Annotated in this window: 19 protein-coding genes; 11 read left to right on the forward strand and 8 right to left on the reverse strand. The window is 41.5% G+C overall.

Features of this window, described 5'->3' with window-relative positions; all coding sequences use genetic code 11:
- The first annotated feature begins 109 nt into the window (after nucleotides 1-109).
- The 9 genes from C0V77_RS15050 to C0V77_RS15090 all read left to right on the forward strand — a co-directional run bounded on the left by C0V77_RS15050 (nucleotide 110) and on the right by C0V77_RS15090 (nucleotide 15,672).
- Nucleotides 110-2,494 (forward strand): ABC transporter permease, encoded by a 2,385-nt coding sequence (locus C0V77_RS15050; RefSeq protein ID WP_101727164.1) that lies wholly within the window; start codon nucleotides 110-112, stop codon nucleotides 2,492-2,494.
- Between the two features lie 220 nt (nucleotides 2,495-2,714).
- Complete coding sequence (locus tag C0V77_RS15055) at nucleotides 2,715-3,344, forward strand: ABC transporter ATP-binding protein (protein WP_101727165.1); 630 nt, start codon at nucleotides 2,715-2,717, stop codon at nucleotides 3,342-3,344.
- 45 nt (nucleotides 3,345-3,389) lie between these two features.
- A complete protein-coding gene (locus C0V77_RS15060; RefSeq protein WP_101727166.1) occupies nucleotides 3,390-4,601 on the forward strand; it encodes an FtsX-like permease family protein in 1,212 nt (403 codons plus the stop codon).
- Nucleotides 4,602-4,704: 103 nt separating this feature from the next.
- Nucleotides 4,705-5,160 carry a DUF3299 domain-containing protein gene (locus tag C0V77_RS15065; RefSeq protein ID WP_101727167.1) on the forward strand — a complete coding sequence of 152 codons (456 nt, stop codon included), beginning with the start codon at nucleotides 4,705-4,707 and terminating at the stop codon, nucleotides 5,158-5,160.
- A gap of 221 nt (nucleotides 5,161-5,381) precedes the next feature.
- Nucleotides 5,382-5,927, forward strand: a complete 546-nt coding sequence (locus C0V77_RS15070; protein WP_229236294.1) for a hypothetical protein — start codon at nucleotides 5,382-5,384, stop codon at nucleotides 5,925-5,927.
- A 105-nt stretch (nucleotides 5,928-6,032) separates the two neighbouring features.
- Nucleotides 6,033-6,626 (forward strand): Holliday junction branch migration protein RuvA, encoded by a 594-nt coding sequence (ruvA, locus tag C0V77_RS15075; protein WP_101727168.1) that lies wholly within the window; start codon nucleotides 6,033-6,035, stop codon nucleotides 6,624-6,626.
- Between the two features lie 199 nt (nucleotides 6,627-6,825).
- The gene (gene sprA, locus C0V77_RS15080; RefSeq protein ID WP_101727169.1) at nucleotides 6,826-14,079 is read left to right on the forward strand and encodes a cell surface protein SprA; all 7,254 of its coding nucleotides are present in this window, start codon (nucleotides 6,826-6,828) and stop codon (nucleotides 14,077-14,079) included.
- 68 nt (nucleotides 14,080-14,147) lie between these two features.
- Nucleotides 14,148-14,864: an SDR family NAD(P)-dependent oxidoreductase gene (locus C0V77_RS15085; protein ID WP_101727170.1), complete on the forward strand. Its 717-nt coding sequence runs from the start codon at nucleotides 14,148-14,150 to the stop codon at nucleotides 14,862-14,864.
- Nucleotide 14,865: 1 nt separating this feature from the next.
- Nucleotides 14,866-15,672 (forward strand): hypothetical protein, encoded by an 807-nt coding sequence (locus C0V77_RS15090; protein WP_101727171.1) that lies wholly within the window; start codon nucleotides 14,866-14,868, stop codon nucleotides 15,670-15,672.
- Here the strand turns inward: C0V77_RS15090 and C0V77_RS15095 are convergent.
- The 8 genes from C0V77_RS15095 to gcvH all read right to left on the reverse strand — a co-directional run bounded on the left by C0V77_RS15095 (nucleotide 15,654) and on the right by gcvH (nucleotide 22,084).
- A complete protein-coding gene (locus C0V77_RS15095) occupies nucleotides 15,654-16,352 on the reverse strand; it encodes a 2-C-methyl-D-erythritol 4-phosphate cytidylyltransferase (RefSeq protein WP_101727172.1) in 699 nt (232 codons plus the stop codon). The genes C0V77_RS15090 and C0V77_RS15095 overlap by 19 nt on opposite strands.
- Nucleotides 16,353-16,443: 91 nt before the next feature.
- On the reverse strand, nucleotides 16,444-17,496 hold the full coding sequence (gene queA, locus C0V77_RS15100; RefSeq protein ID WP_101727173.1) for a tRNA preQ1(34) S-adenosylmethionine ribosyltransferase-isomerase QueA: 1,053 nt from the start codon (nucleotides 17,494-17,496) through the stop codon (nucleotides 16,444-16,446).
- Between the two features lie 192 nt (nucleotides 17,497-17,688).
- Nucleotides 17,689-18,477: a PhzF family phenazine biosynthesis protein gene (locus C0V77_RS15105; RefSeq protein WP_101727174.1), complete on the reverse strand. Its 789-nt coding sequence runs from the start codon at nucleotides 18,475-18,477 to the stop codon at nucleotides 17,689-17,691.
- Between the two features lie 19 nt (nucleotides 18,478-18,496).
- Nucleotides 18,497-19,219: a gliding motility-associated ABC transporter permease subunit GldF gene (gene gldF / locus C0V77_RS15110; RefSeq protein WP_101727175.1), complete on the reverse strand. Its 723-nt coding sequence runs from the start codon at nucleotides 19,217-19,219 to the stop codon at nucleotides 18,497-18,499.
- A gap of 3 nt (nucleotides 19,220-19,222) precedes the next feature.
- On the reverse strand, nucleotides 19,223-19,738 hold the full coding sequence (locus tag C0V77_RS15115) for a DUF4199 domain-containing protein (protein ID WP_101727176.1): 516 nt from the start codon (nucleotides 19,736-19,738) through the stop codon (nucleotides 19,223-19,225).
- 49 nt (nucleotides 19,739-19,787) lie between these two features.
- The gene (locus C0V77_RS15120; RefSeq protein ID WP_101727177.1) at nucleotides 19,788-20,318 is read right to left on the reverse strand and encodes a DUF4199 domain-containing protein; all 531 of its coding nucleotides are present in this window, start codon (nucleotides 20,316-20,318) and stop codon (nucleotides 19,788-19,790) included.
- A 23-nt stretch (nucleotides 20,319-20,341) separates the two neighbouring features.
- The gene (locus tag C0V77_RS15125) at nucleotides 20,342-21,622 is read right to left on the reverse strand and encodes a dihydroorotase family protein (protein ID WP_101727178.1); all 1,281 of its coding nucleotides are present in this window, start codon (nucleotides 21,620-21,622) and stop codon (nucleotides 20,342-20,344) included.
- Nucleotides 21,623-21,706: 84 nt separating this feature from the next.
- Entirely contained in the window at nucleotides 21,707-22,084 is a 378-nt protein-coding gene (gene gcvH, locus C0V77_RS15130) for a glycine cleavage system protein GcvH (protein WP_101727179.1), read from the reverse strand.
- Between the two features lie 162 nt (nucleotides 22,085-22,246).
- Here gcvH and meaB point away from each other — a divergent pair, with 162 nt between their 5' ends.
- Both meaB and ybeY read left to right on the forward strand, forming a co-directional pair.
- Complete coding sequence (meaB, locus tag C0V77_RS15135) at nucleotides 22,247-23,230, forward strand: methylmalonyl Co-A mutase-associated GTPase MeaB (RefSeq protein ID WP_101727180.1); 984 nt, start codon at nucleotides 22,247-22,249, stop codon at nucleotides 23,228-23,230.
- Between the two features lie 26 nt (nucleotides 23,231-23,256).
- Nucleotides 23,257-23,673, forward strand: a complete 417-nt coding sequence (ybeY, locus tag C0V77_RS15140) for an rRNA maturation RNase YbeY (RefSeq protein ID WP_101727181.1) — start codon at nucleotides 23,257-23,259, stop codon at nucleotides 23,671-23,673.
- Nucleotides 23,674-23,690 lie beyond the last annotated feature (17 nt).

Consider the following 23,690-nt stretch of genomic DNA (forward strand, 5'->3'; position numbering starts at 1 on the left):
ATAGCTTATGCATTACATAGGTTTTAAATCTATTAATCCGGAGCTTATCTTGTTTTCAAATAGGTAATGCTCCCAAAAGGCAAGCCACCCGTTAGGGGCTAAGAGTCTGATGATACTTAATTATTTCAAAATAGCGTTTAGAAATATCCTTAAACACAAGGGGTATTCATTTATTAATATATTCGGTCTGGCAACGGGCATGGCCGTGGCCATTTTAATTGGGCTATGGGTTTTTGATGAAGTATCTTTTGATACCTACCATAAAAACCAGAACAGCGTTATGCAGATAATGCAAAACCTTACCAACAATGGTAAAAAAACCACACAACCTTATGTGCCATATCCTTTGGCTGATGAACTGCGTAGAAGCTACGGAAGCGATTTTAAATCGGTGGCTTTAACAACAGGCGTGGGTTCACATCTGCTCACATTGGGTAACAATAAACTAAGCAAACAGGGCATTTTTGCCGAACCACAGTTTGCAGATATGCTAACCCTAAAAATGATAAAAGGCAGCAGCGAAGGCTTGAAAGAACCGGGTTCTGTTATACTATCAGCATCTTTAAGCAGCGTATTTTTTGGCAATGAAGACCCTCTGAACAAAATCATAAAAATCAATAATGAACTAGACTTAAAAGTTACCGGAGTTTACGAAGACCTGCCAGAAAACACCACTTTTCATGATATGGCGTTTGTTGCCCCATGGGCTTTGTACTTCAACAATACCGATTGGATAAAAAAAGAAGATGACCCCTGGCGGCCAAATGCTTTTCAGATTTACGCACAACTTACTGATAAGGCAGAAGTTGAGAAGGTATCGTTCAAAATAAAAAATGCTAAGCTCAATAAGGTAAATGAGTATCTGGCCAGAAAAAAGCCCGAATTGTTTTTGTTGCCGATGAGCCGCTGGCACTTGTATTCTGAATTTAAAGACGGTGTAAATACAGGCGGAAAAATTGAATATGTCAGGCTTATTGGTATCATCAGTATTTTTGTACTGATACTGGCTTGTATAAATTTCATGAACCTGAGTACAGCACGCAGCGAAAAACGGGCCAAAGAAGTGGGAATCCGCAAGGCAATCGGGTCTTTAAGAACGCAGCTGATTGGCCAGTTTCTGAGCGAGTCAATGGTAGTAGTGGGCATGGCATTTATCATTTCTTTGCTATTGGTTCAGCTTAGTCTACCTTTTTTTAATGACATTGCTTCCAAACACCTGACCATCCCGTTTGGCAATGTTATTTTCTGGCTTGTGGGAATTACTTTCTGCCTCCTTATCGGGCTTATCTCGGGCAGCTATCCTGCTCTTTATCTTTCTTCATTTCAACCTATAAAAGTTCTGAAAGGCACATTTAAAGCAGGGCGTTTTGCAGCTGTGCCGCGTAAGGTGCTGGTGGTAATACAATTTGCTGTATCGGTAACACTCGTAATAGGAACCATCATTGTGTTTAAACAAATACAATATGCCAAAAACCGACCCATAGGGTATAATGCCAATGGGCTAATATCCATCAGTGTTTCAACCCCGGAATTTCATAAACACCAGGAGGCTATCAGAAGAGAATTGATTCAATCAGGTGCAGTAACTGAAATGGCAGAAGCCAGCAATCCGACTACGGCTTTCTGGGGTACAACAGGCGGAATTGAGTGGCGCGGGAAAGACCCTTCTCTTACCACAGATTTACCTATAACAGGTATATCTTACAATTATGCACAAGTTATTGGTTGGAAATTTAAAGAAGGACGGAATTTCTCTGAAGATTTTGCCTCAGATTCATCAGCAGTAATTATCAACGAAGCGGCCGCCAGATTTATGGGCTTTAAAAAACCGGTAGGAGAAGTACTGAAATGGTTTGGCAGGCCTGCAACTGTAATTGGCGTAGTACCCGACATGGTGGTAAACTCGCCGTACGAGGCCGCTAATCCTATAGTTTATTTTCTAAGCAACACGGCCGAAAACATTGTTTTAGCCAGAATAAACCCTTCCGTAAGCGCATCGACAGCGGTTGAAAAGCTGGAAGCAACCTTTAAGAGATTTAACCCTACTGAACCTTTTGAATACAGATTTGCCGATGAAGACTTCAATAAAAAATTTGCAGATGAAGAAAGAGTAGGTAAAATTGCTACTTCGTTTGCTATTCTGGCAATACTTATCAGCTGTCTGGGTCTTTTTGGCCTGGCATCTTTTATGGCAGAACAAAGAACAAAAGAAATAGGTGTACGAAAAGTACTCGGAGCCACCGTTTTCGGACTTTGGCAATTGCTTTCAAAAGACTTTGTAATGCTGGTGGTTATTTCAATAGTAATAGCTACTCCCGTTGCCTACTATTTTATGAACCAGTGGATTGCCAAATTTACCGTCAAGACTGATATTTCATGGTGGGTATTTGCGATAACTGCTTTGGGTGCAGTATTGATTACTTTATTGACAGTGAGCTATCAGGCCATAAAGGCCGCTTTGATGAATCCTGTAAAAACTTTGAAGACAGATTAACTCCCACCCCCCAAAAGCCCTAATAGGGTATATAAAAGCGAGAAGGTTTGAAGACGGCCTTCTCGCTTTTTTTGTAATTTCAAATTATTTATTTAAAAATTACCTTAAGGCTTTCCACATTCCATTACGCTATGTAGTTTTGGATTAAATTTTCATGAACTGATACCCAAACATTTGTGCAATATAGTTGCAAATACGTATCTTTGAACAAAAAACTTTAATGCTAACTTGCCGCAATCTTACATTTGCTTATAATCAACAAAAGCAATTCAGTTTTCCGTCTTTTTCATGTGCCTCGGCCGACACCCTGCTTATATTGGGTAATTCAGGCACTGGCAAAACTACGCTGCTACACCTGCTGGCGCTTTTGTTAACCCCCAAAAGCGGGTCTATTCAAATTGACAATCAGGAATTTGCCACTCTAAATCCAAAAGAAGCGGCGAAAATGCGGGCAAGGCACCTGGGTATTATTTATCAGAAATCTCATTTTGTGAGTTCGCTCACCGTGCTTGATAATCTCTTGCTGGCTAATTATCTGGCAGATAAAGCGCTGGCCAGAGAACAGGCAGAAAAGCTGGCTAAAAGCCTGGGCTTTTATGAGTTGCTAGATAAAAAAACAACACTGTTGAGCGGTGGCGAGCAGCAACGGGTAAGCATTGCACGTGCTTTAATGAACAGCCCTGAGGTGATACTGGCAGATGAACCCACCTCTAACCTGGATGACGAGAACTGCGAAAAGGTAATTAACCTGCTTGAAAACCAATCAAAAAACATAGGTGCGTCTTTGGTAATTGTAACGCACGACCAACGCCTGAAAGATAAGTTTAATAACAAAATTATATTGAGCTGAGCCAATTATGGCCTATCTCAAATACCCTATACTCAATAATAAACGATGCTACTCAAAATAAGCTGGAAAAATATACTCGATAAAAAACTGAACAGTTTTTTATGCGTACTACTCATGACCCTGGGCATAGCCATAATCTCACTGCTATTGCTGCTCGGCAAACAATTACAAGATAAATTTGCCAAAAACATAAGTGGCATTGATATGGTTGTAGGCGCTAAAGGCAGCCCTTTGCAACTGATTCTGTCTAGCGTTTACCAGATAGATAACCCAACCGGAAATGTTTATATGAGCGATGTGCTGGAGATTGCGCAGAACCCCCTTGTAAAAGAAATGATACCATTATCAATGGGTGACAACTACCGTGGGTACAGGATTGTAGGCACCAACAAAAAATATCTTGAGCATTTTAAAGCAAACTTTGCCACGGGTGCAATCTTTAAAAAAGACCTTGATGTGGTTTTAGGCGCTCAGGTAGCTGCTAATACCGGATTAAAACCGGGTGATACCTTTATAAGCTCTCATGGGCTTGATGCCGAAGGAGAACAACACGGAGACAAGAAATATAAAGTTGTGGGTATTCTTGAATTTAATAACTCTGTTATTGATAACGTTGTACTTACCAGCCTGAGCAGTGTCTGGAACATCCATGACCATGAAGAAGCGCATTCTGAGGGTGAGGCACATGAAGAAGGTGAGGCAGACATGAGCAAAAAAGAAATTACCAGTGCGCTTATCAAGTTCCGTTCGCCTATGGGGCTAATGACCATGCCGCGTAATATTAACCAGAACTCTAAACTTCAGGCAGCCCTGCCAGCTATTGAGGTAAACCGTTTATTTGAACTCCTGGGCATTGGCATGGATGGATTACAGATTCTGGCGGCTGTCATTATGCTTATATCGGGTATCAGCGTTTTTGTTTCGCTTTATAACTCTTTAAAAGAACGCAAATACGAAATGGCATTGATGCTTTCAATGGGTGCCAGCCGTACACGCTTGTTTCTGATGCTATTGCTGGAAGGCGTACTGCTAGCCTTGTTTGGTTTTGCAGCCGGTGTGGTTTTTAGCAGAGCAGGTGTATTATTAATATCAAACAGTATCAGCAAGAAATTCCATTTTGACGTAAGCCAGATTGGCCTGCAAACCGGCGAAATATACCTGTTTATTGGTGCTTTAGCAATTGGCATTCTGGCTGCGGCTCTGCCGTCTGTGAATATTTACAGGCTGAATATTTCACGAACACTTGCTGAAGAATAAATTATATTTTAATTTTATACAATAATTTCAGGCTTAGCTCCTTTAATCAGAACAACATCTATAAACTAAACGTCCTTTGTTTATCAAAGGGTATGAAAATAAAATGAAAAATCTATCGAAGTACTTCATCATCAACCTTTTCTTTTTAGGCGCGCTTTCATTTGGTTTCGTGGCAGAAGAGCCTACAAAAATTACCTGGGAAACCCTGAGAGACGTAACTTTTAAAAAGAAATGGAGTGCAGAAGAATCAATGTTTGTGCTTTACCCTACTTTTGGCCAGAAAGTAGCCGGCTTGCAGGGAAAAGAAGTAGTGCTGACAGGTTATATGATACCTGTTGATGTTGATGCCAACATGTATGTGCTTTCTGCCAACCCTTACAGCTCTTGTTTTTTCTGCGGCCAGGCAGGGCCTGAATCTGTGGTGCAGGTTAAATTCAAAAAAACCACCAAAAGATTTAATACCGACGACAGAATAACGGTAAAAGGTACTTTAAAACTGAATGCCGATGATATTAATGAGTTAAATTACATCATGGCTAATGCTGATTTGATTCAGTAAGTTATGAATCAATATATTTCAAATGCGCCTGATTCAGCTATCTGGCGCATTTTTTATTGAAAAACAAATTCTAAAAAAAGATGCAAAATTTTGTGTGTGCGTTGTACGTTAATGAAGCATCAGATAATAAATGACGCAAACACATAGCTTTTTTAGCAGGGTAAAATCAGTTTCGATTGTCATGTTCAAAAAAGCGCTATTAAACACTTAAATTCTCACTTATGAAAAAAACACTATTCCTCCTGATTCCTGCCATTATTCTGTCATCAGTAAACCTTGTTCAGGCGCAATATGATAACAATTGGGCTGTAGGTTTTCGCTTAGGAGAGCCCCTGGGAGCTAACATCAGAAAATATTTTCAGGACGGAGCAAGAGCCTTTGATGTAAACGTTGGCACTTACGGACTAGTGTATAATAATAATCGCCGGTATAATAACGGAGAATACAAAACCGCAGGTTTCATGGTGCAAGGCATATACCTGTTTCATCAACCCTTGTTTGGTAAAGACTGGGGCCATGTATATTATGGCTTTGGCGGGCAAATAAACAGCAGAAGGCATTTTCCGGATGCCTGGAGGTTTGAAAGTGTAAAATCGGTCAGCAAAATATCATTAGGACCAACAGGAACCGCCGGAGCCGAGTTTAAACTACCCAGCCCTCAGCTGGCGTTCTTCATTGATGCAGGCGTTTATGTAGAAGCACTGCCATCGCCATTTTTTCTGAATGGGCAAATTAGTGCCGGTTTGCGTGTTAATATGGTAAAATAGACCAGAAAAGGTGTTAAAGTGCCTTATTTTTTATTTCTTTACATTTTAATACGTGTTACTGATTGTTAAACCACGCTTACAGGCCACTTCGTGCTGTAGAATATTATGATTGCTTATCTAGACGGTAAACTGGCTTTCAAAGACCCTACCTTTGTAATTATTGATGTGGCAGGTGTAGGTTATCATGTAAAAATTTCGCTTCAGACCTACGCTGCGTTGCACAATACAGGTGAAAGATGCAAACTACAAACCCTGCTGATAATAAGAGAAGATGCACATACACTCTATGGCTTTTACGACAACGCAGAGAAAGAATTGTTTGAAGACCTCATCAGTGTGTCTGGTATAGGGCCGGGTACCGCCATAATTATGCTATCATCGCTTTCATCTGGTGAAATCAAACAAGCCATTGTTTCAGAAGATGTACGCACCATTCAAAGCATAAAAGGCATTGGTCTGAAAACCGCCCAAAGAGCCATTATTGAACTGAAAGATAAACTTAAAAAAGAGTCGTTGCCGGGCGGCGCCACAACAAATATATTTGCACCGGCCAATGCTGCTTTGCGCAGCGAAGCCCTTACAGCATTGGTTACTTTAGGGTTTCAAAGAGCCGCAGCCGAAAAAAGCATTGATGCCATTCTGAAAAAAGAAGGTAACGACCTGACATTAGAACAACTGATTAAACTGGCGCTGAGATAATACCAGACGCAAACTGGCGGCAAAGGTTTTTTTAATGAAAAAATATCCATTTTTGCTTTGATAGAATTTAACAGGTCTGAAAATCTGAACATCTGTGAATAAGAATAAACAAACGCCCAATTTTTTCTGATTTATAACAGACTACAGGTAAGTTTTTAGTCGTTAAATTCAAAATACCTATTGATACTCCCCAAAATTTATGCTCAGACAGCCATTTGGAAAAAATTATATATTCTTTTATTTTTTTGTTGTCAGCTTTGGATTGATAAGTGAAGATGCGGAGGCTCAAATAGGAGGCAGGAGAAGAAATACCACAACAAAAACTGATAATTCCCGGACAGACTCACTTGCTGCCCCGGCGGTAGATACCGTTATTGTACGTACTGGCCGCCAACCGGCTTACAGATGGCAGGACAGATACCTGAACCGTTACTCGCAAAGTGCGCCGCAATCGCCGTTTTATCTGAAAGACCCCGGCAATATCCGTAACGATTTTAGTATCTCTCCCAACTCAAAAGAAATTTCAATTTCTGAAAAAGCCGGAAAAAACCTAGATTATAGGATACCACAGGCGCTATCGTTCAATGAGTATTCAAGTCTGCAGAATGCTTATGTTAGAAAAAGTTTACTTCGCGAATATGAAAACCTGCAGGACGGTAAAAGCGCCACCACTGACCGTGGCCTCAGGCCTCTGCTGCAAAAAGGCAACCTGGTAGACCGCATTTTCGGCAGCAGCATGATTGAGCAGCTAAAGCCAAACGGTTTCGTAACGCTCGACTTTAAAGTTATTCATCAGTTTATTGATAATCCGCTGCTCCCAATCATTCAGCGCAGGCAAACGCGCTTCAATTTCGACGAGCAGATTAATATCAACTTTAATGGCCAGATAGGTGAAAAACTGGGTATGCTTACCAACCTGGACACCAAAGCGGCGTTTAACTTCGAAAATCAACTAAAGCTGAACTTTAAAAACGGGCCGGAAGATATTATTCAGAAAGTTGAAGCCGGCAACATAAGCATGCCTGTTAAAAGCCAGTTGATACCCGGGGTTCAGAACCTGTTCGGGGTGAAAACAGCCTTTACATTTGGCAAATTAGATGTAACGGCCGTGGTAGCTCAGCAACGCTCAAAAACAGAGTCAATCATCCTGAACGGCGGTGCACAAAACCGCTCTTTTGAAATAAGAGCCGATAACTACGAAGAAAACCGGCACTTTTTCCTTGCGCAGTTTTTCAGAAGCAATTATGAACGAGCCTTGCGCAACCTGCCTTTGGTGCTTTCGGGTGTAAGAGTTACCCGTATTGAAGTTTACGTTACCAACCGCACCAATACGGTTGAATCTATGCGAAACCTGATTGGTTTTACAAGCCTGGGTGATACAAAGTCTGGCAATAATAGTTATGAGCCGGTAAAAAACCAGGGCAACCCACTATATAACAGCCTGGTTGATAATCCTGTATTCCGTAAAATAGATGATTCAGGCTCTGGTGACGCACTGGCATCATTAAACCTTAAAAAAGGCATTGATTATGAAGTTTTAAGAGGCGCCAAACGCCTGACAGAACGTGACTTCAAGTTTAATGCCGAGTTGGGCTATATTTCGTTAGTTACACCGCTACGTAATGATGAAATACTTGCTGTGGCCTACGAATACACTTACAATGGCAATACCTACAAAGTGGGTGAGCTGACAGAAGACTACGCCATTCGGCCTGAGAATGAAGCCATTATGCTGAAACTCATTAAGTCGTCTATCATACGGAATCGCACCAGTGACCCCATGTGGGACCTGATGATGAAAAACATCTACTCATTAGGTGTGCCCGGTGTTGGTAAGTTGGGTTTTCAGCTTAGAATTATTTATAAAGACGACAAAACAGGCATAGACAACCCCAATTTACAGGAAGGAAGGAATCTGAAAGATGTACCGCTGGTTAGGGTAATGAACATGGACAACCTTAACCCTAACAATGACCCCCAGCCTGGTGGAGATGGAAATTTCGACTTCATTGAAGATGTTACCATTGATGCCAAAACAGGCAGGTTAATTTTTCCGGTTCTTGAGCCATTCGGTGCAACACTGGATGCCAAATTTGATGCAAGCGAACAGGCACTTAAAGACAAATACGTATTTAGCGAATTATACCGCACCACCCTTGCCGATGCACAGCAGGTAACCACCAAAAATAAGTTTTTTATCCGCGGTAGCCTGCAGGCAAGTAATTCGGCAGAGGTGCCACTCCCACTGGGCGCTTCACCGCAATCTGTTCGGATTTTTGCAGGTGGTATACAATTGCAGGATGGCATTGACTACTTGATTGAACCGCAATTGGGCCGAATCAGATTTCTGAATCAAAGCGTACTTAACTCGTCGCGCCAGATTAAAATTGACTATGAGAGGCCGGATATGTTCAACACGCAAATCAGAATGATGGTGGGTACCAGGCTTGACTTCAACCTTAGCAAAGACATCAGAATAGGCGCCACAGCCATGACCCTCCGCGAAAGTACCCCGGCATTTATGACCCGTACCGCCATTGGGCAAGAGCCGGTTAATAACACCATAGTCGGGCTTGATATCAATTATAGAAAAGATGCCCGGTTTCTGACCAGATGGCTGGATGCCCTGCCGCTGATTCAGACCAAGGAAATGTCGGCTATTCAGTTTGCGGCCGAGTATGCCAAGTTGTTTCCGGCTGTTAATAATAAAAGAACCAATGGCAATGCCATGATTGATGATTTTGAGGCTACCAGAAACATCAATGACCTTACCCGCCAGCCTACCCGTTGGAGACCCGGCACCGTACCGGAGAGTTTTCAGGGAAGCCACTCAGGCTATGAGTATAACTATAAAAGAGCAAAAATTTCGGTCTACACAATAGACCAGACTACCTATATTGATAACGGTTTTGCAGCACAAGGTACCCTACCCCCTCAGGTGCAGGAGGCAGCCAGCCAAAATCTGTACGAAAAAGCTTATAATCCGCTTGAGATTTTCCCGGGGCGGTCAATACCTACCTTTAGCCAGTCGGTACCTGTAAACCTGCTTGATGTTTCTTATTTTCCGGCAGAAAGAGGCATGTATAACTATAATCCGAATCTGACTACCGATGGTTATCTGAACAACCCGAAGCAGAACTTTGGTTCAGTGATGCGGGGTATAACCGCTGATAATGATTTTGACAACGCCAATACAGAATACCTTACCTTCTGGATGCTGGATCCATTCAAGGATATTGTTAAAGACGGCTCTCCTAACGGAAACAAGATAAACACAACCGGAGGGAAACTGAAATTTCATCTGGGCGACATCTCAGAAGATTTAATACCAGACGGGCGAAACAGCTTTGAAAACGGTTTCCCGGCCAACGAATCAGTAAGCAACTCATCCAGGCCTGTTCAAACCAAATGGGGTTTTGCCCCAAATGTGCAGTTTATGACCGATGCCTTCGACAACCAGCCTGGTTCGCGCGAAAAACAGGATGTGGGTCTGGATGGATTAAGCAATGCCCAGGAAAGAACTTTTGACCATATCAAAACATTTCTGGATAAATTAAGCCCAACGGCCAGAGAAAAAATAGAAAAAGACCCGTCGGCAGATGACTTCAAGTTCTTTACCGACCCTGAATTTACAGCCAGCCAGTCTTTAATAGAGCGATTTAAAAACTATCTGGGTATTGAAAACAATTCGCCGCCAAGCAATACCAATTCGGCCACCAGCCCAACGCTGGCCAACTCTGTAACGCCAGACAAAGAAGATATCAACGGCGACAACACAATCAATGACATTGAAAACTACTACGAATACGAAATTAATCTTACACCCGGCAGATTAAGCGTAGGGAACAGCTATATTGTTGACCAGGTAAGCGTAAACGCTCCAAATGGATCAGAAGCCAAATGGTACCTTTTCCGGGTACCTGTTAAGCAATTTACCAATAAAGTTGGCGACATTAACGGTTTTAAATCAATCCGCTTTATGCGTATGATGCTCACCGACTTTGAGCAACCGGTGGTGCTTCGTTTTGCGTCCCTTCAGCTAGAGTCTAATCAGTATCGTGTATATGACAAAAGCCTGACCGAAACCCCGCAGCTATACGACGCAAAGTTTAAAATGGGCGTAGTAAATATTGAAGAAAACGGCTGTGGCGAAGACGGACAAAACTGTAATATAAAAGAAGGGAAAACACCCTATAAGGTTCCTCCGGGATTCATACGCGACCAGGATATTACTCAACAGCAGTTTAATGTAAAATTCAACGAGCAATCGATGTCTCTGGCTGTAACAGACCTGCGCAATGGCGATTCCAGAGGGGTGTTCCGCAATACCCGTGTAGACATGCTTAATTATAAGAGATTAAGAATGTTTATTCATGCAGAGAATGAAGCCAACGACCAGAATAAAGTGGGCGGCGCGTTTATCAGAATCGGAACGGATTTGTCGCAGCACTATTACGAAATCGAGATTCCTCAGCTAAAGCTAACCCCGAATGGCTCTATTGACGAAAATGTAATCTGGCCTTCAGAAAACTTTATTGACGTAGCCCTACAAGACCTGGTAGCGCTGAAAGGTGAACGCAACCGCAATGCTGTTAATATCAACAAACCTTACTCTGGTACAACCACCGGCACCAGTGAAAACGGCACAGATGGCAATACTTACAAAATTACCGTTTTGGGGAATCCTGATTTAAGCGCAGTGTTAAGCATAATGATTGGTTTGCGTAACGCATCAACCGGCACCGAGCAATTGAAAACCTATACTATTTGGGCCAACGAATTACGGGCTTATGGCTTTGACCAGACATCCGGCGATGCCGCAATTATGTCGGCCAATATTAAACTGGCTGATATTGCCACGCTTTCGGTAAATGCAAACCTAAAAACCTTTGGCTTTGGTGGTGTGCAGGACCGCATCTCTGAAAGAGCCAGAGAAACCGGAAAAGGAATAGGTATTGCTTCAAATGTTGAAATGGATAAGTTTTTCCCTGAAAAGTGGGGACTTAGAATTCCGTTTTTTGTTAATTTCGACAAACAGACCATTACTCCTCATTTTAATCCGCTAGACCCTGACATGCCTCTTGAAAACGCGCTGAACAACATTACAGACGCTGCGCGGAGAGAAGCCTACAGGCGCATGGTAATTGATAACAGCACCCGTAAAGGTTTCAATTTCTCGAACGTAAGAAAGGTAAAAACAAAAGAAGATGCCAAAGCCCATATCTATGATATTGAAAACTTTTCATTTACCTATGCGCAAAACAATGTAAACCGAAGCAATATTTTGATTGATGATTACAGCCTTACCCAAAACAGAGGTGGCTTAACTTATCAGTATCAACCAAAAGAGATAAAATGGGAGCCTTTCAAAAACAACAAAAAAATGGAACGCCCGTTTTTATATTGGCTGAAAGACTTTAACTTGTCTCCGGTGCCAACGGTAATGGCTTTCAGAACAGACTTTGACCGAAGTTTTGCCAGAACCCAACTCAGAAACGCTGACTTAACCACCAATGGTGTGGTACCTTATTTTGAGAAGTATTTCCTGCTGAACCGCCAGTATGATTTACAGTGGAATTTGTCAAGGAGCATCCTCTTTACTTACACCGCCACTATGAACGCCGTTATTGATGAACCTTACGGCGACAATGAGAGTAAATTGCTAAGCAATATTGTAAAACCCGGACGAGCCAAAAACTTTAATCAGGAGATGCGCTTTACTTACAGGCTACCGCTTGATAAGTTCTTTCTGCTGGACTGGGTAACTGGTGATTTTAAATACAATAATAATTTTAATTACCAGGCTATGGCGCTGAATCTGGCAGATGCTAACGGAAAGGCATTTGGCAATACAATCAGAAACGGAAGAGAAACCGGAATAAGAGGAAAAATAGATTTCGTAAAACTTTATAACAAGGTTAAATACCTGCGTTTTGCCAATTCGCCAAATCAGGAAAGAAAAAGATTTACCCGCACCCCGGGTGATGACGAAAACCTGGAAGTAGCGCCAAGCAATGTAGCCAAGTCGTTTACGCGCCTGCTGATGGCTGTGCGTGGTATAGACTACGACTACTCCGTTATTGAAACAACCATTCTTCCCGGCTTTATGCCTGAGCCCAAATTCTTTGGTTTAGACGGCTCATACCTTACCTCAGAGAGCATGGGATTTGTACTGGGTAATCAGTACCGTAACCGGGCCTTTATTAATCAGGCCGATGAGAAAGGGTGGTTATCAAAAACTGACCTCATTACTCAACCCTACACACAGTCTCTGCAACGCAGATTCAGCTACCGGACAACCATTGAGCCATTCAAGGATTTCAGAATGCAGATAAGTGGCAATTTCAGCCGTGGAGACAGCTATCAGGAATATTACGTTTTCAATGCAACAAGCCAGCAATATGAAAGAAAAAGCCCTATCAGAACCGGAAACTTCGGTATGTCTTTCTGGGCATTTAATACTTTCTTTGAAAAAATGGAAGTGGGCAATAATTACAGGTATCAGGTTTTTGAAAACATGAAAACCAACCGCGAGATTATCATTAACCGGTTAAATACCATGCAGGCAGAAAGCGGAAATGGTGAAGCAGGCGCCTATGCAGAAAACTCTCAGGATGTGCTTATACCGGCATTTATTGCTGCCTACAGCGGTAAAGATGCCAAAACACTAAACCTGAAGAGGTTCCCGTTCTCAGATAAAAAGCTCACAATGCCTATGCCAAACTGGCGCATTGATTATACCGGATTGGCAAATCTTGAGCCATTTAATAATGTTTTCAGTTCTATTGCTATCAGCCATAGTTATACTGCCAGCTACAACGTAGGCAATTTTACGTCGTCATTGTTATATGATGCACAAAAAATAGACTGGGCACTGGCAGGCTACCCTCTGGCAAGTATAGTGAATGAAAACGTAATGGTAGGCGCACGAAATCTGTACTTGCCAGCACTGATCATGAGCACCATTTCATTAGAAGAAAAGTTTGCGCCTTTCATCGGCGTACAGTTTACTACCAAAAGTAAAATATCAGGTAGGTTTGACTGGAACCGCGAGCGCAGAGCAGTATTGAACCTCTCCAATTCGCAGGTGGCTGAGTATAGCAGTTCAGATCTGGTCTTCAATCTTGGATTCAGAAAAAGTGGAGTAAAACTACCTTTGAGAGGTCGGGATGGCAGAGTTGTTACTCTAAAAAATGACCTTAATTTCCAGTTTGCATTCACCATTCGTGACATAAAAGCGATTCAGCGCCGCTTGGACGGAGACCCTCAGCCCACGCAAGGAAACTATAACCTGCAATGGGGGCCAAGAATTACCTATCAGGTAAATAAACGCGTTTTGCTGAACTTCTACGTTGACCACACCAATAATACCCCGTTTGTTACCAACTTCTCGTATCCGAGAAGAACCACTACAGGCGGTATCAACCTCAGATTTAATTTATCAGACCAGTAAAAACCGGAAGTTTATTCATACATTAGGGTTACCGTTTCAAAACTGTAACCGTTTCTTATTATACATCAATGAAAACCATCATTATTGGCGCAACTTCGGGCATAGGTCGTGCTTTGGCAGAAAAACTGATTATGCAGGGCAATGAAGTAACCCTAACCGGCCGCCGCTTAGCCTTGCTTGAAGAAATCAGGAATACCTATCCTGATAAACCGGTGCATGTAGCAGAAATGGACATGGCAGATTTTATAAACGCCAGAAAAATCATGCAAATGCTGGCCGATATCAATGGTGGGTTTGACCAGATTATTATTAATGCCGGGGTGGGTTTTGGTAAGGCTACATTTGATGAAGAAATAAAAACCATAGACACTAACGTAAGAGGCTTTGTGGGCATTGCCCAATGGGCTTACGATTATTTTAAAAAGAAAGGTGGCGGGCACATTGTGGGGGTGTCATCAGTTGCGGCTGTGCGTAGCAACCCTTATGCGCCGGAGTACCATGCCTCTAAAGCCTTTGTATCCAGCTATATGGAAGGCCTGCGGCTACGTTCGGCAAAAAACAACCTTCGTATTCAGGTTACAGATGTAAGGCCGGGTTTTGTGGATACGCCCATGACGAAACAAAATAAAGGCATGTTCTGGGTGGCTACGCCCGAAACAGCAGCGGCACAGATTGCAAATGCCATAGCAGCTAAAAAAAGTGTGGTTTATGTTACCAAAAGGTATGTTTTATTAGCAACTTTAATGAAAATATTACCCGAATGGTTATTGGCCAAAATCTTCTGAAATGAGACTTCTTCTTCTTTTGACTATTCTTCTGGTATTGGTTGTATCTGCCTGCCGTAAGGTTGAAGACCTGGACACCTGCAGGTTAGTAAAGTTTGTACAAGAAAACCCAATCAATCAAACAATTCATTATGATTTCATTACTTTAAAAGACGGTAGAATAGAAAAACTTCTCAGCTTTGACCTTAATGCCGGTAACGATACAGTCAATAAAGTTATTGCATTTTTTGAGTATGATTCAAAAGGCAGAGTAAAAGCTGTAAGAGATGAGGCAGATTTGAAAAATATAAAAAGATTTGAAGGAATTTATGACGACCGAGATAATGCAGTTAAAATTGTTCAGACCACCAACGGTGACCCAGATGATGAAATAAACGTTGAATATGACCTGAGAAACAGACCCATTAATGTATTGAGCAGGTATAAGCTGGGTATAAACAGAAGCATTGAATACAATAATCTTGGCAACCCCTACAGGGTTTTCAGGTCTGACCTGGTTGCCCCACCTACCATAACCGAACATACCTTCGACAATAAACGCAATTTCTTTTCGGGCATACCAGAAATAAAATTTTACTGGCTTGTACGCCCCCTCAATTCGTTTCTTCCATTCGGCGATAACAACATAGTTTCCTCAAAAGTATTTACTTTTCAGTCAGATTCATTCAAAGAAACTGAAGGCCTGCAATCCAAAAGAGAACTGACTTATAACGACAAGGGGTATCCGGATAAAATAAGAATCATCAGAAACAACCCGCCAGGCACAGTATCAAACACTTCTACTTTCAGCTACGACTGCCTTGAATAATTTCTCAAGAGTGCTTCAGCCACAATCATATCTTCCGGCGTAGTAATTTTAATATTTTCATAGGCTCCGTCAATCAGGTTCACCGAGTAGCCTGCCATTTCACAAACACTGGCACAATCGGTAAAAGAATCCTGTTCGTTCAATGCATAGGCAGCTTTAATCAAACCAGACTGAAAGGTCTGTGGTGTCTGCATCAGGCGGTATTTACTTCTTTCAACAGCCAGATTTTTGCCATTATCATCTATCTGCCGTATAGAGTCTTTCAGCGGTACGCTCGTAACCGCACTTCCACTTTCTGCTGCTAAATCAAAAGATTGCTTGATGGTCTGGATATCAATCAATGGCCTTACGCCATCATGTATGGCAACCAGGGCATCATCAGGCACAAATGCTAAGCCGTTTTTTACAGACTGAAAACGGCTTTTACCACCAATAACTACTTGCAGCGAATCTAAATGAGGATTGGCGAAATCTTCATAAGAAATAATTTCGCCCCAGAATTCAATATCTTTCTCTGGCAAAACCAGTATAATCCGGATACCCTCTACTTGTAGAAACTTTTCAATAGTATGCAGCAGAATAGGTTTACCAGATAAGGGCAGAAACTGCTTGGGTATATCGCTACCCATTCGCGAACCACTGCCACCTGCTACTAAAACTGCAAATTTTTGCTTTTCCATCAGAATGTGTTTTAGGTAATAAACAAACCGGGAAATGAAAGCGCTCTCCATTTCCCGGTTCAATATATAGTTTATTTTATAAATTCCTGTGTTAAAGAATCAACATCACATCGCCATAAGTAAAGAACTTATACTTTTCTTTGATGGCTTCATGGTAGGCTTGCATAATTAATTCGTAGCCACCAAAAGCACAAGCCATCATAATAAGAATAGACTCAGGCAAATGAAAGTTGGTAAGCAGTGAATTGGTAATCTTGAAGTCGTACGGAGGGAAAATGAATTTATCCGTCCAACCGTTATCTACTGGTTTCAGATGATTACTGGCAGACACAGAAGATTCAAGCGCTTTCAGTACGGTAGTACCAATAGCGCAAATTTTACCTTCTTTATCTATTGAATCGTTCACAATCTGGCAGGTATTATCCGGAATAAAGAAATTCTCTGAATCGGTTTTATGTTTGGTTAAATCCTCAACATCAACCTGACGGAACGTACCTATACCGATATGAAGCGTAACCGGGCAGAAATTAACCCCGTTTATTTCCATGCGGCGTTGCACGTTTCTTGTAAAGTGCATTCCGGCAGTTGGAGCCGCTACTGCACCTTCTTTATCTGCAAATATGGTCTGGTATCTTTCGCGGTCCTGGTCAGTAACTTTTCTTTTGATGATATCAATAGGCAACGGCGTTTCACCCAGTTCGTGAATGGTTTTCATCATTTCCTCATGCGAGCCGTCAAAAAGAAAACGGATAGTGCGCCCGCGTGAAGTAGTATTATCTATTACCTCTGCCACCAGGTCGCTATCTCCAAAATATAATTTATTACCTACTCTGATTTTTCTTGCGGGGTCAACCAGCACATCCCACAAACGCATTTCTCTGTTCAGCTCACGCAATAAAAAAACTTCAATTTTAGCGCCGGTTTTTTCTTTTGAACCATATAAACGAGCCGGAAAAACTTTGGTATCATTAACTACCAGGGTGTCTTTTTCACCAAAGTAATCAACAATATCCTTAAACATTTTGTGTTCTATCTTTTTTGTTTTTCTGTTTACAACCATCATTCTCGCTCCATCGCGTTGTTCAGGAGGATACATGGCCACCAGACTATGAGGCAAATCAAATTTAAATTCTGAAAGTTTCATTTTATAGAATCCCCGATTCCGTTGAGAACGGAAAATTTTTGTTGAATTTCTTCATGTTTGGGGATAAATTTTACCTGCATGAAGAAAAAAAGGTAAAGGAATATTCCCTGGCCTTCAGTTTTTTAGGTCGCAAATGTACTAAATCAAGATAGGGGGTGTCAAGTCTTTTGACATAAATGTTTGAAAATGAGATTAAACGGTTATAGTGCCTTCCAGATAAATTCTGGCTGAGCCTGCAATTAATACCCTGTTTTCATGTATTTTACAAAGAACTTTTCCCCTCCTTGCTGAAACCTGCTCTGCCTTAAATGCAAGTTTACCGGTTCTCTTTGCCCAATAAGGCACCAGTTTTGTAAAGGCAGAACCTGTTACGGGGTCTTCGTTAACACCTACGGCGGGGCCAAAGAATCTGCAAACAAAATCCAGTTCTTCAGAGGCAGCCGGCGCCGTAACGATGATGCCTCTGGCTTTTACATTTTTCAGGATACCGAAATCAGGCTGAAGGTTTTCAATATCATTTTGTGCGGCGTATACCAGTACGTAGTCATCTGCTGCACGGTAGATTTCCATAGGTATTGGGCCAATGCCATCTACTAGTAAGTCGGGGGCAGAAGCAGGAGCAATTGGCTGTACAGGAAAATCAAGTTCCAATAAATCGCCTGTATTTGTTACTTTTAACACTCCGCTTTTTGACTCAAACAAGATAACATCTGCACTATAGTTTAGCCTTTTAAATAAAACGCAGGCAGTAGCCAGGGTAGCATGGCCACACAGGGCAACCTCTGCAACAGGCGTAAACCAACGGATATGATAACCGTTATCAGTTGGTACAAAAAAAGCAGTTTCTGAAAGATTGTTTTCAAGTGCAATGTTTTGCATAAGCTCTTCAGGCAACCATTCATTCAGAGGCACTACTGCCGCAGGATTCCCGCCAAATAATTTATCAGTAAAGGCATCAACCTGATATATAGGTAATTGCATACGTAGATTTTAATTAATTTCAGCTTTTTTTACCTGAAACCTGAATTTTAGTAAAGTAGAGCATTAAAACAATAACACTTGTAAAATAGACTAGCGTGCGGGAGTCTACCAGGCCACGGCTGATTGATTCATAATGAAAGCTGAGGCCGAGGTAATCTATTGAATATTGCGTAACCCCATTGAATAGCTGGGCCAGCTGATGAACACCATCATAAAGAATAAAACAACCAACCGAACCCAAAATGAAGGCAACCACCTGGTTATCGGTAAGCGAAGACGTAAACAGCCCGATAGATGCAAATACAGCACCCAGATAAAACAAGCCTATATATGAGCCGATTACCGAAGAAGTATCAATATTTGCCTTGGGGTTACCCAGAACCGACAACGAATAATAATAAAGCAATGTTGGTAAAAGCGCTATTATTACTAAAACAAATGAGGCCAGAAACTTACCGAGAATAATTTGCCAGTCGGTCAGTGGTTTGGTAAACAAAAGCTCAATGGTACCTGATTTCAATTCTTCCGAAAAAAGACGCATAGTAATGGCCGGAATCAGGAAAATAAAAATGTAGGGTGCCAACTGAAAAAAGGTTGTCATGTCGGCAAAGCCGTAGTCTAGCACATTGCCCTCAAAAACCCAGGTAAACAAGCCCGCCAGAACCAGAAAAACCCCGATAACTATGTAGGCGACCAGCGAATTAAGAAAACTACTGAGCTCTTTTCTGAATATGTTTAGCATGTATTAAAAATTCATTTCCGGTTTATCTTTCTTCATTATAGCTGATATGATTAACGAAAACACAAAACCAATTAGCATATAAACTAAAAGCCCGATAAGAAATATAAAACCTGGTGTTGTAAAAGGAGCAGATATTTCAATAGCCTGATTAATCTGTTCTTCAGTTAAGCCCTGGGCCTCCCAATTTTCACGTTGCAGGTCTTGCATTTGACCCATGATGGTTGTATCAATAAAAATAATGTAGACGTACGTAAATACAGAAGAAATTACTCCGGCAACGGCACTAACCAGTGTACCAACGCCAAGCGACTCACCAAAATTAATAAAATTCTCATTCAAGGCTCTGAACTCCCGGATTGCAAGAATAATACCTATTAAAAGAAAAAGATAAATCGCAGCGTTAGAAAAACCGCTTTTAAACAAACCGGTTGTATAGCTTACCACTGAGTAAATACCTGTAATTACGGCAATAATAATGCCCCACTTAAGAGCTACACGCGCAGTTGAGGGTTGTTCCATAATTGTTGATTCTATTTTAAATTCTAATATAAACTAAAGTTATTAAAATTTACGAAATATTGAAGGTATGTCGTCTGAAAATCAAAGAAATAATTGTTACTGCAATAATACAAATCTGTTTTTTGCCTATTTCGTCCAGAAAAACATACCCTGCAGACGGCACCTGTTTAGCTTGTTCTAACAGTTGGGTGTATTCCTGCAAGCCAAAGTTCTTGATATGACTGTCTCTGATTTTTTCAATGGCCTGTATGTTTTCATTTACCCAAAGCATAATGGCCTCATTACCTGCCAATTGCAAAAAAACGAAGTACGATGTGGCAGTAATAAAAGCAGCAAACAAATTGGTAAGAAACCCCACCGAAAAGCCTTCGGTAAAGGTTAAAACGCCACGGTTAGTGGCCCGGTAGGTCCAGATGGCAATCAGAATAAAAAGAACGTTTATACCAAAGGCAGGTAGCTTGTAACGCCCGAACGGACTTTTATGAATACCATAAAACTGAATAAGCGCCACCAATATACAAATGGCAGCGGCCATGCTTCCATAAAGCAGCGAGTGTCTGATAATTCTGTTCTTTAGCATAATATCTTTTTCAAAAGCAGCGCTCAGGCTACCAGGTTCTTATTCACTACCGCAACTACCTTGCCTTTAAAAGTGTGCCCCACAAATGGTGTATTTTTAGATTTTGAGCGGATATCTTTTTCAGTGAAAATCCATTCTAAATCAGGGTTAAACACAGTTAAATTGGCAGGAGACTCTTCTGTTATGGTGTTAGATGTTAAACGCAATAAACCTGCCGGATTAGTGGTTAACTTGCTAATCAGTTTCTCAATCGATAACTGCCCGTAGGTATTGGCTACCGCAAAAGTGGTTTCAAGCCCTATGATTCCGAAATCTGCCATATCAAATTCCAGGTTTTTAGACTCTTCATCCTGGGGGTTGTGGTCAGACACAATCGCATCAATCGTGCCATCGGCCAGGCCGGCTACTAGTGCCTTTATATCAGCAACGGTTCTGAAAGGCGGATTTACTTTCAGATTCGTATCAAACTCTTTCAAATCAGCATCTTTAAATACAATTTGATGCGCGGCAATATCGCAGCTGACAGGCAAGCCTTTGGCTTTGGCCTCTCTTATTAATTCTACTGCCCTGGCGGTTGAAATAGTTGAAAAATGCAATGCAGGGTTTTCTTTTTTCTCACTTATCTGGCTGTAAGCATATTCAAGTAATTTCAAGTCGCGCATAATCATCAGCTCCTCTGCCGTTGACGGAATACCTTTCATACCCAGCAAAGTACTTTCTATGCCTTCATGCATCTGGCCAAACATAGCCAGCGTGGTCTCTTCTGGTCTATTCATCAATAAACCATCTATAGGATATAAATACTGAAGTGTTTTAAGCAGGATGTCGGCATTCCAAAGAGGGTGGTCGCCATCTGTAAAAGCAACGGCACCGGCATGATGAAGGTCAAGCATTTCTGTAAAGTCTTTTCCTTCACAATTTTTTGTTACGGCTGCGGCAGGTAGTATGTCTACCACCTGGGTTTTAGAAAAACTTTTATAATAAGCAATAGATTCTTTGGTTTGAACAACAGGCTTTGTATTAGGCAGGGTAACAAGAGTCGTAAATCCACCTGCTGCAGCAGCCCGGCATAAAGAGCTTAAATCTTCTTTCGATTCGTATCCGGGGTCTTTCGGTGATACACGCAGGTCTATCCAGCCAGTAGATACATGAAGGTTCTCGCCTTCAATCCGTTTATCTGTTTTTTCGTCTATTAGGTCAGCAATCCTGCTGATTTTACCGTCCACAATCAGAATATCTTTTACCTGTCCGTTGTAGTCAGATTTGGCGTCTATAATCTTTACAGATTTTAGCAAAGTTTTCATTTTCCTATAAAAATTCAAAAAAAATGCCCTTAGCAGGGCATCTCTGTTTAAAATATCTTCGATTCGAATGTCATAATCTTTTGCTTAGATAATTTTTTGGTAAGCCTCAGCATCTAACAAAGAGTCTATCTCAGCAACATTAGTTACCTCCACTTTAATCAGCCATCCTTCACCGTAAGGGTCAGAGTTTAACAATTCAGGATTATTGGCCAGCGCTGAATTTACCTCAATTATTTTTCCGGACACCGGCAAAAATAAGTCAGAAACCGTTTTTACCGCCTCAACTGTGCCGAAGATGGCGTTAGCCTCCAGTTCCTGTCCCTGGGTTTCTATCTCAACAAAAACTATATCACCTAATTCGCTTTGTGCAAAATAAGTAATACCAACCACAGCAACATTGCCACTTTCTAGCTTAATCCATTCGTGTTCCTGGGTGTAACGTAAATCTGAAGGAAAATTCATTTTTCGTGAAGTGTTTTATAATTTCGACCGCAAGTTAGTAGATTTGTCGGAAACTTGAAAAATTCCCGGTTAAAAAAAAGCTGATAAGCCAACAAAATAAGCCTACACTGTTTTTCATTTACGAAACAAAACGCGCTTATCTTTGGCACACAATTATATACAATGCAAAAGAGGCTTTCCATTCAAACGTATAAAGAGGGAGTGTTATCCGGCAACAGGATGATACTTAGCCGTGCTATTACGCTTATTGAAAGTCAGTTACCACAAGACAGGGCTCTGGCACAACAACTGCTGGAACAACTGTTGCCCTATACAGGTAAATCTATACGGCTGGGGGTAACCGGTGTGCCCGGTGTGGGAAAAAGCACTTTTATTGAGGTTTTTGGCAAAGCCATTACCGCCCTGAACAAAAAAATTGCCGTACTGGCCATAGACCCCACCAGCCAGATTACAAAAGGCAGTATAATGGGCGACAAAACCCGCATGGAAGAGCTGGCCCATGACCCGCTGGCGTATATACGCCCATCGCCGGCTGGCAACAGCCTTGGGGGGGTAGCCAATAAAACCCGCGAGACAATTCTATTATGCGAAGCAGCTCAGTTTGAGGTAATATTAGTTGAAACCGTTGGCGTAGGGCAATCGGAAACAGTTGTAAAAGGCATGGTAGACTTTTTTTTGCTACTGATGCTGGCCGGAGCAGGCGATGAACTACAAGGTATAAAACGTGGCATTATTGAAATGGCTGATGCCATAGCCATAACAAAAGCCGATGGAGATAATATGCAGGCCTCTAATAATACCAGGCTTGAATACCTGCAGGCACTACATTTGTACCCCGCCGCAGGCAATGGGTGGCAAACTCCTGTTCTTACTTGCTCTGCTTTAAATAATACAGGTATTGAAGAAATCTGGAACACGGTAATTGCCTATGTAAACCAAATGCAGCAGAACGGTTTCTGGCTGCAAAACCGACAAAAACAAAACCTTGAATGGCTACATACCTATATAAAACAGACCCTGGAAGAAGAGTTTTTCGGTAATCCGGTTATAAAGAGTAAGATGAGCGAGATTGAAACAAACATTCTATCGGGCAAAATGCTGGCCATTCAGGGAGCCAGAGAGTTGCTAAACAGTATCAGAAAATAATTAGAAAAAATAAAGACAGATGTTGTATGATTAATTTTCATGTTGAAGATATTGATTTCAGGTTGCAGCAAAAGCTTAAAATTAAAAACTGGCTGAAGCGTATTATTGAAGAGGAAGGTTTTAAGGCCGGAGATATCAATTACATTTTCTGCTCAGACGAATACCTGCTGAAAATTAATATTGAATACCTTGATCATGACTTTCTGACGGATATTATCACTTTTGACAATTCGGAAGAAGAAGAACGCATTGAAGGAGACATATTTATTAGTATTGACCGCGTAAAAGACAATGCTACGGCATTTCAGGCTAGTTTTGAACATGAACTGAAACGTGTACTGGCACACGGGGTTTTACATCTTTGCGGGTATTTGGATAAAACAGATGAAGAAGAAAAACTGATGCGCGCAAAAGAAAATCAATATTTGCAATTGTTTCAGTAAGCGCATCAGTATAGATG

It is taken from the genome of Emticicia sp. TH156, assembly GCF_002855535.1.
Taxonomy (GTDB): domain Bacteria; phylum Bacteroidota; class Bacteroidia; order Cytophagales; family Spirosomataceae; genus Emticicia; species Emticicia fluvialis.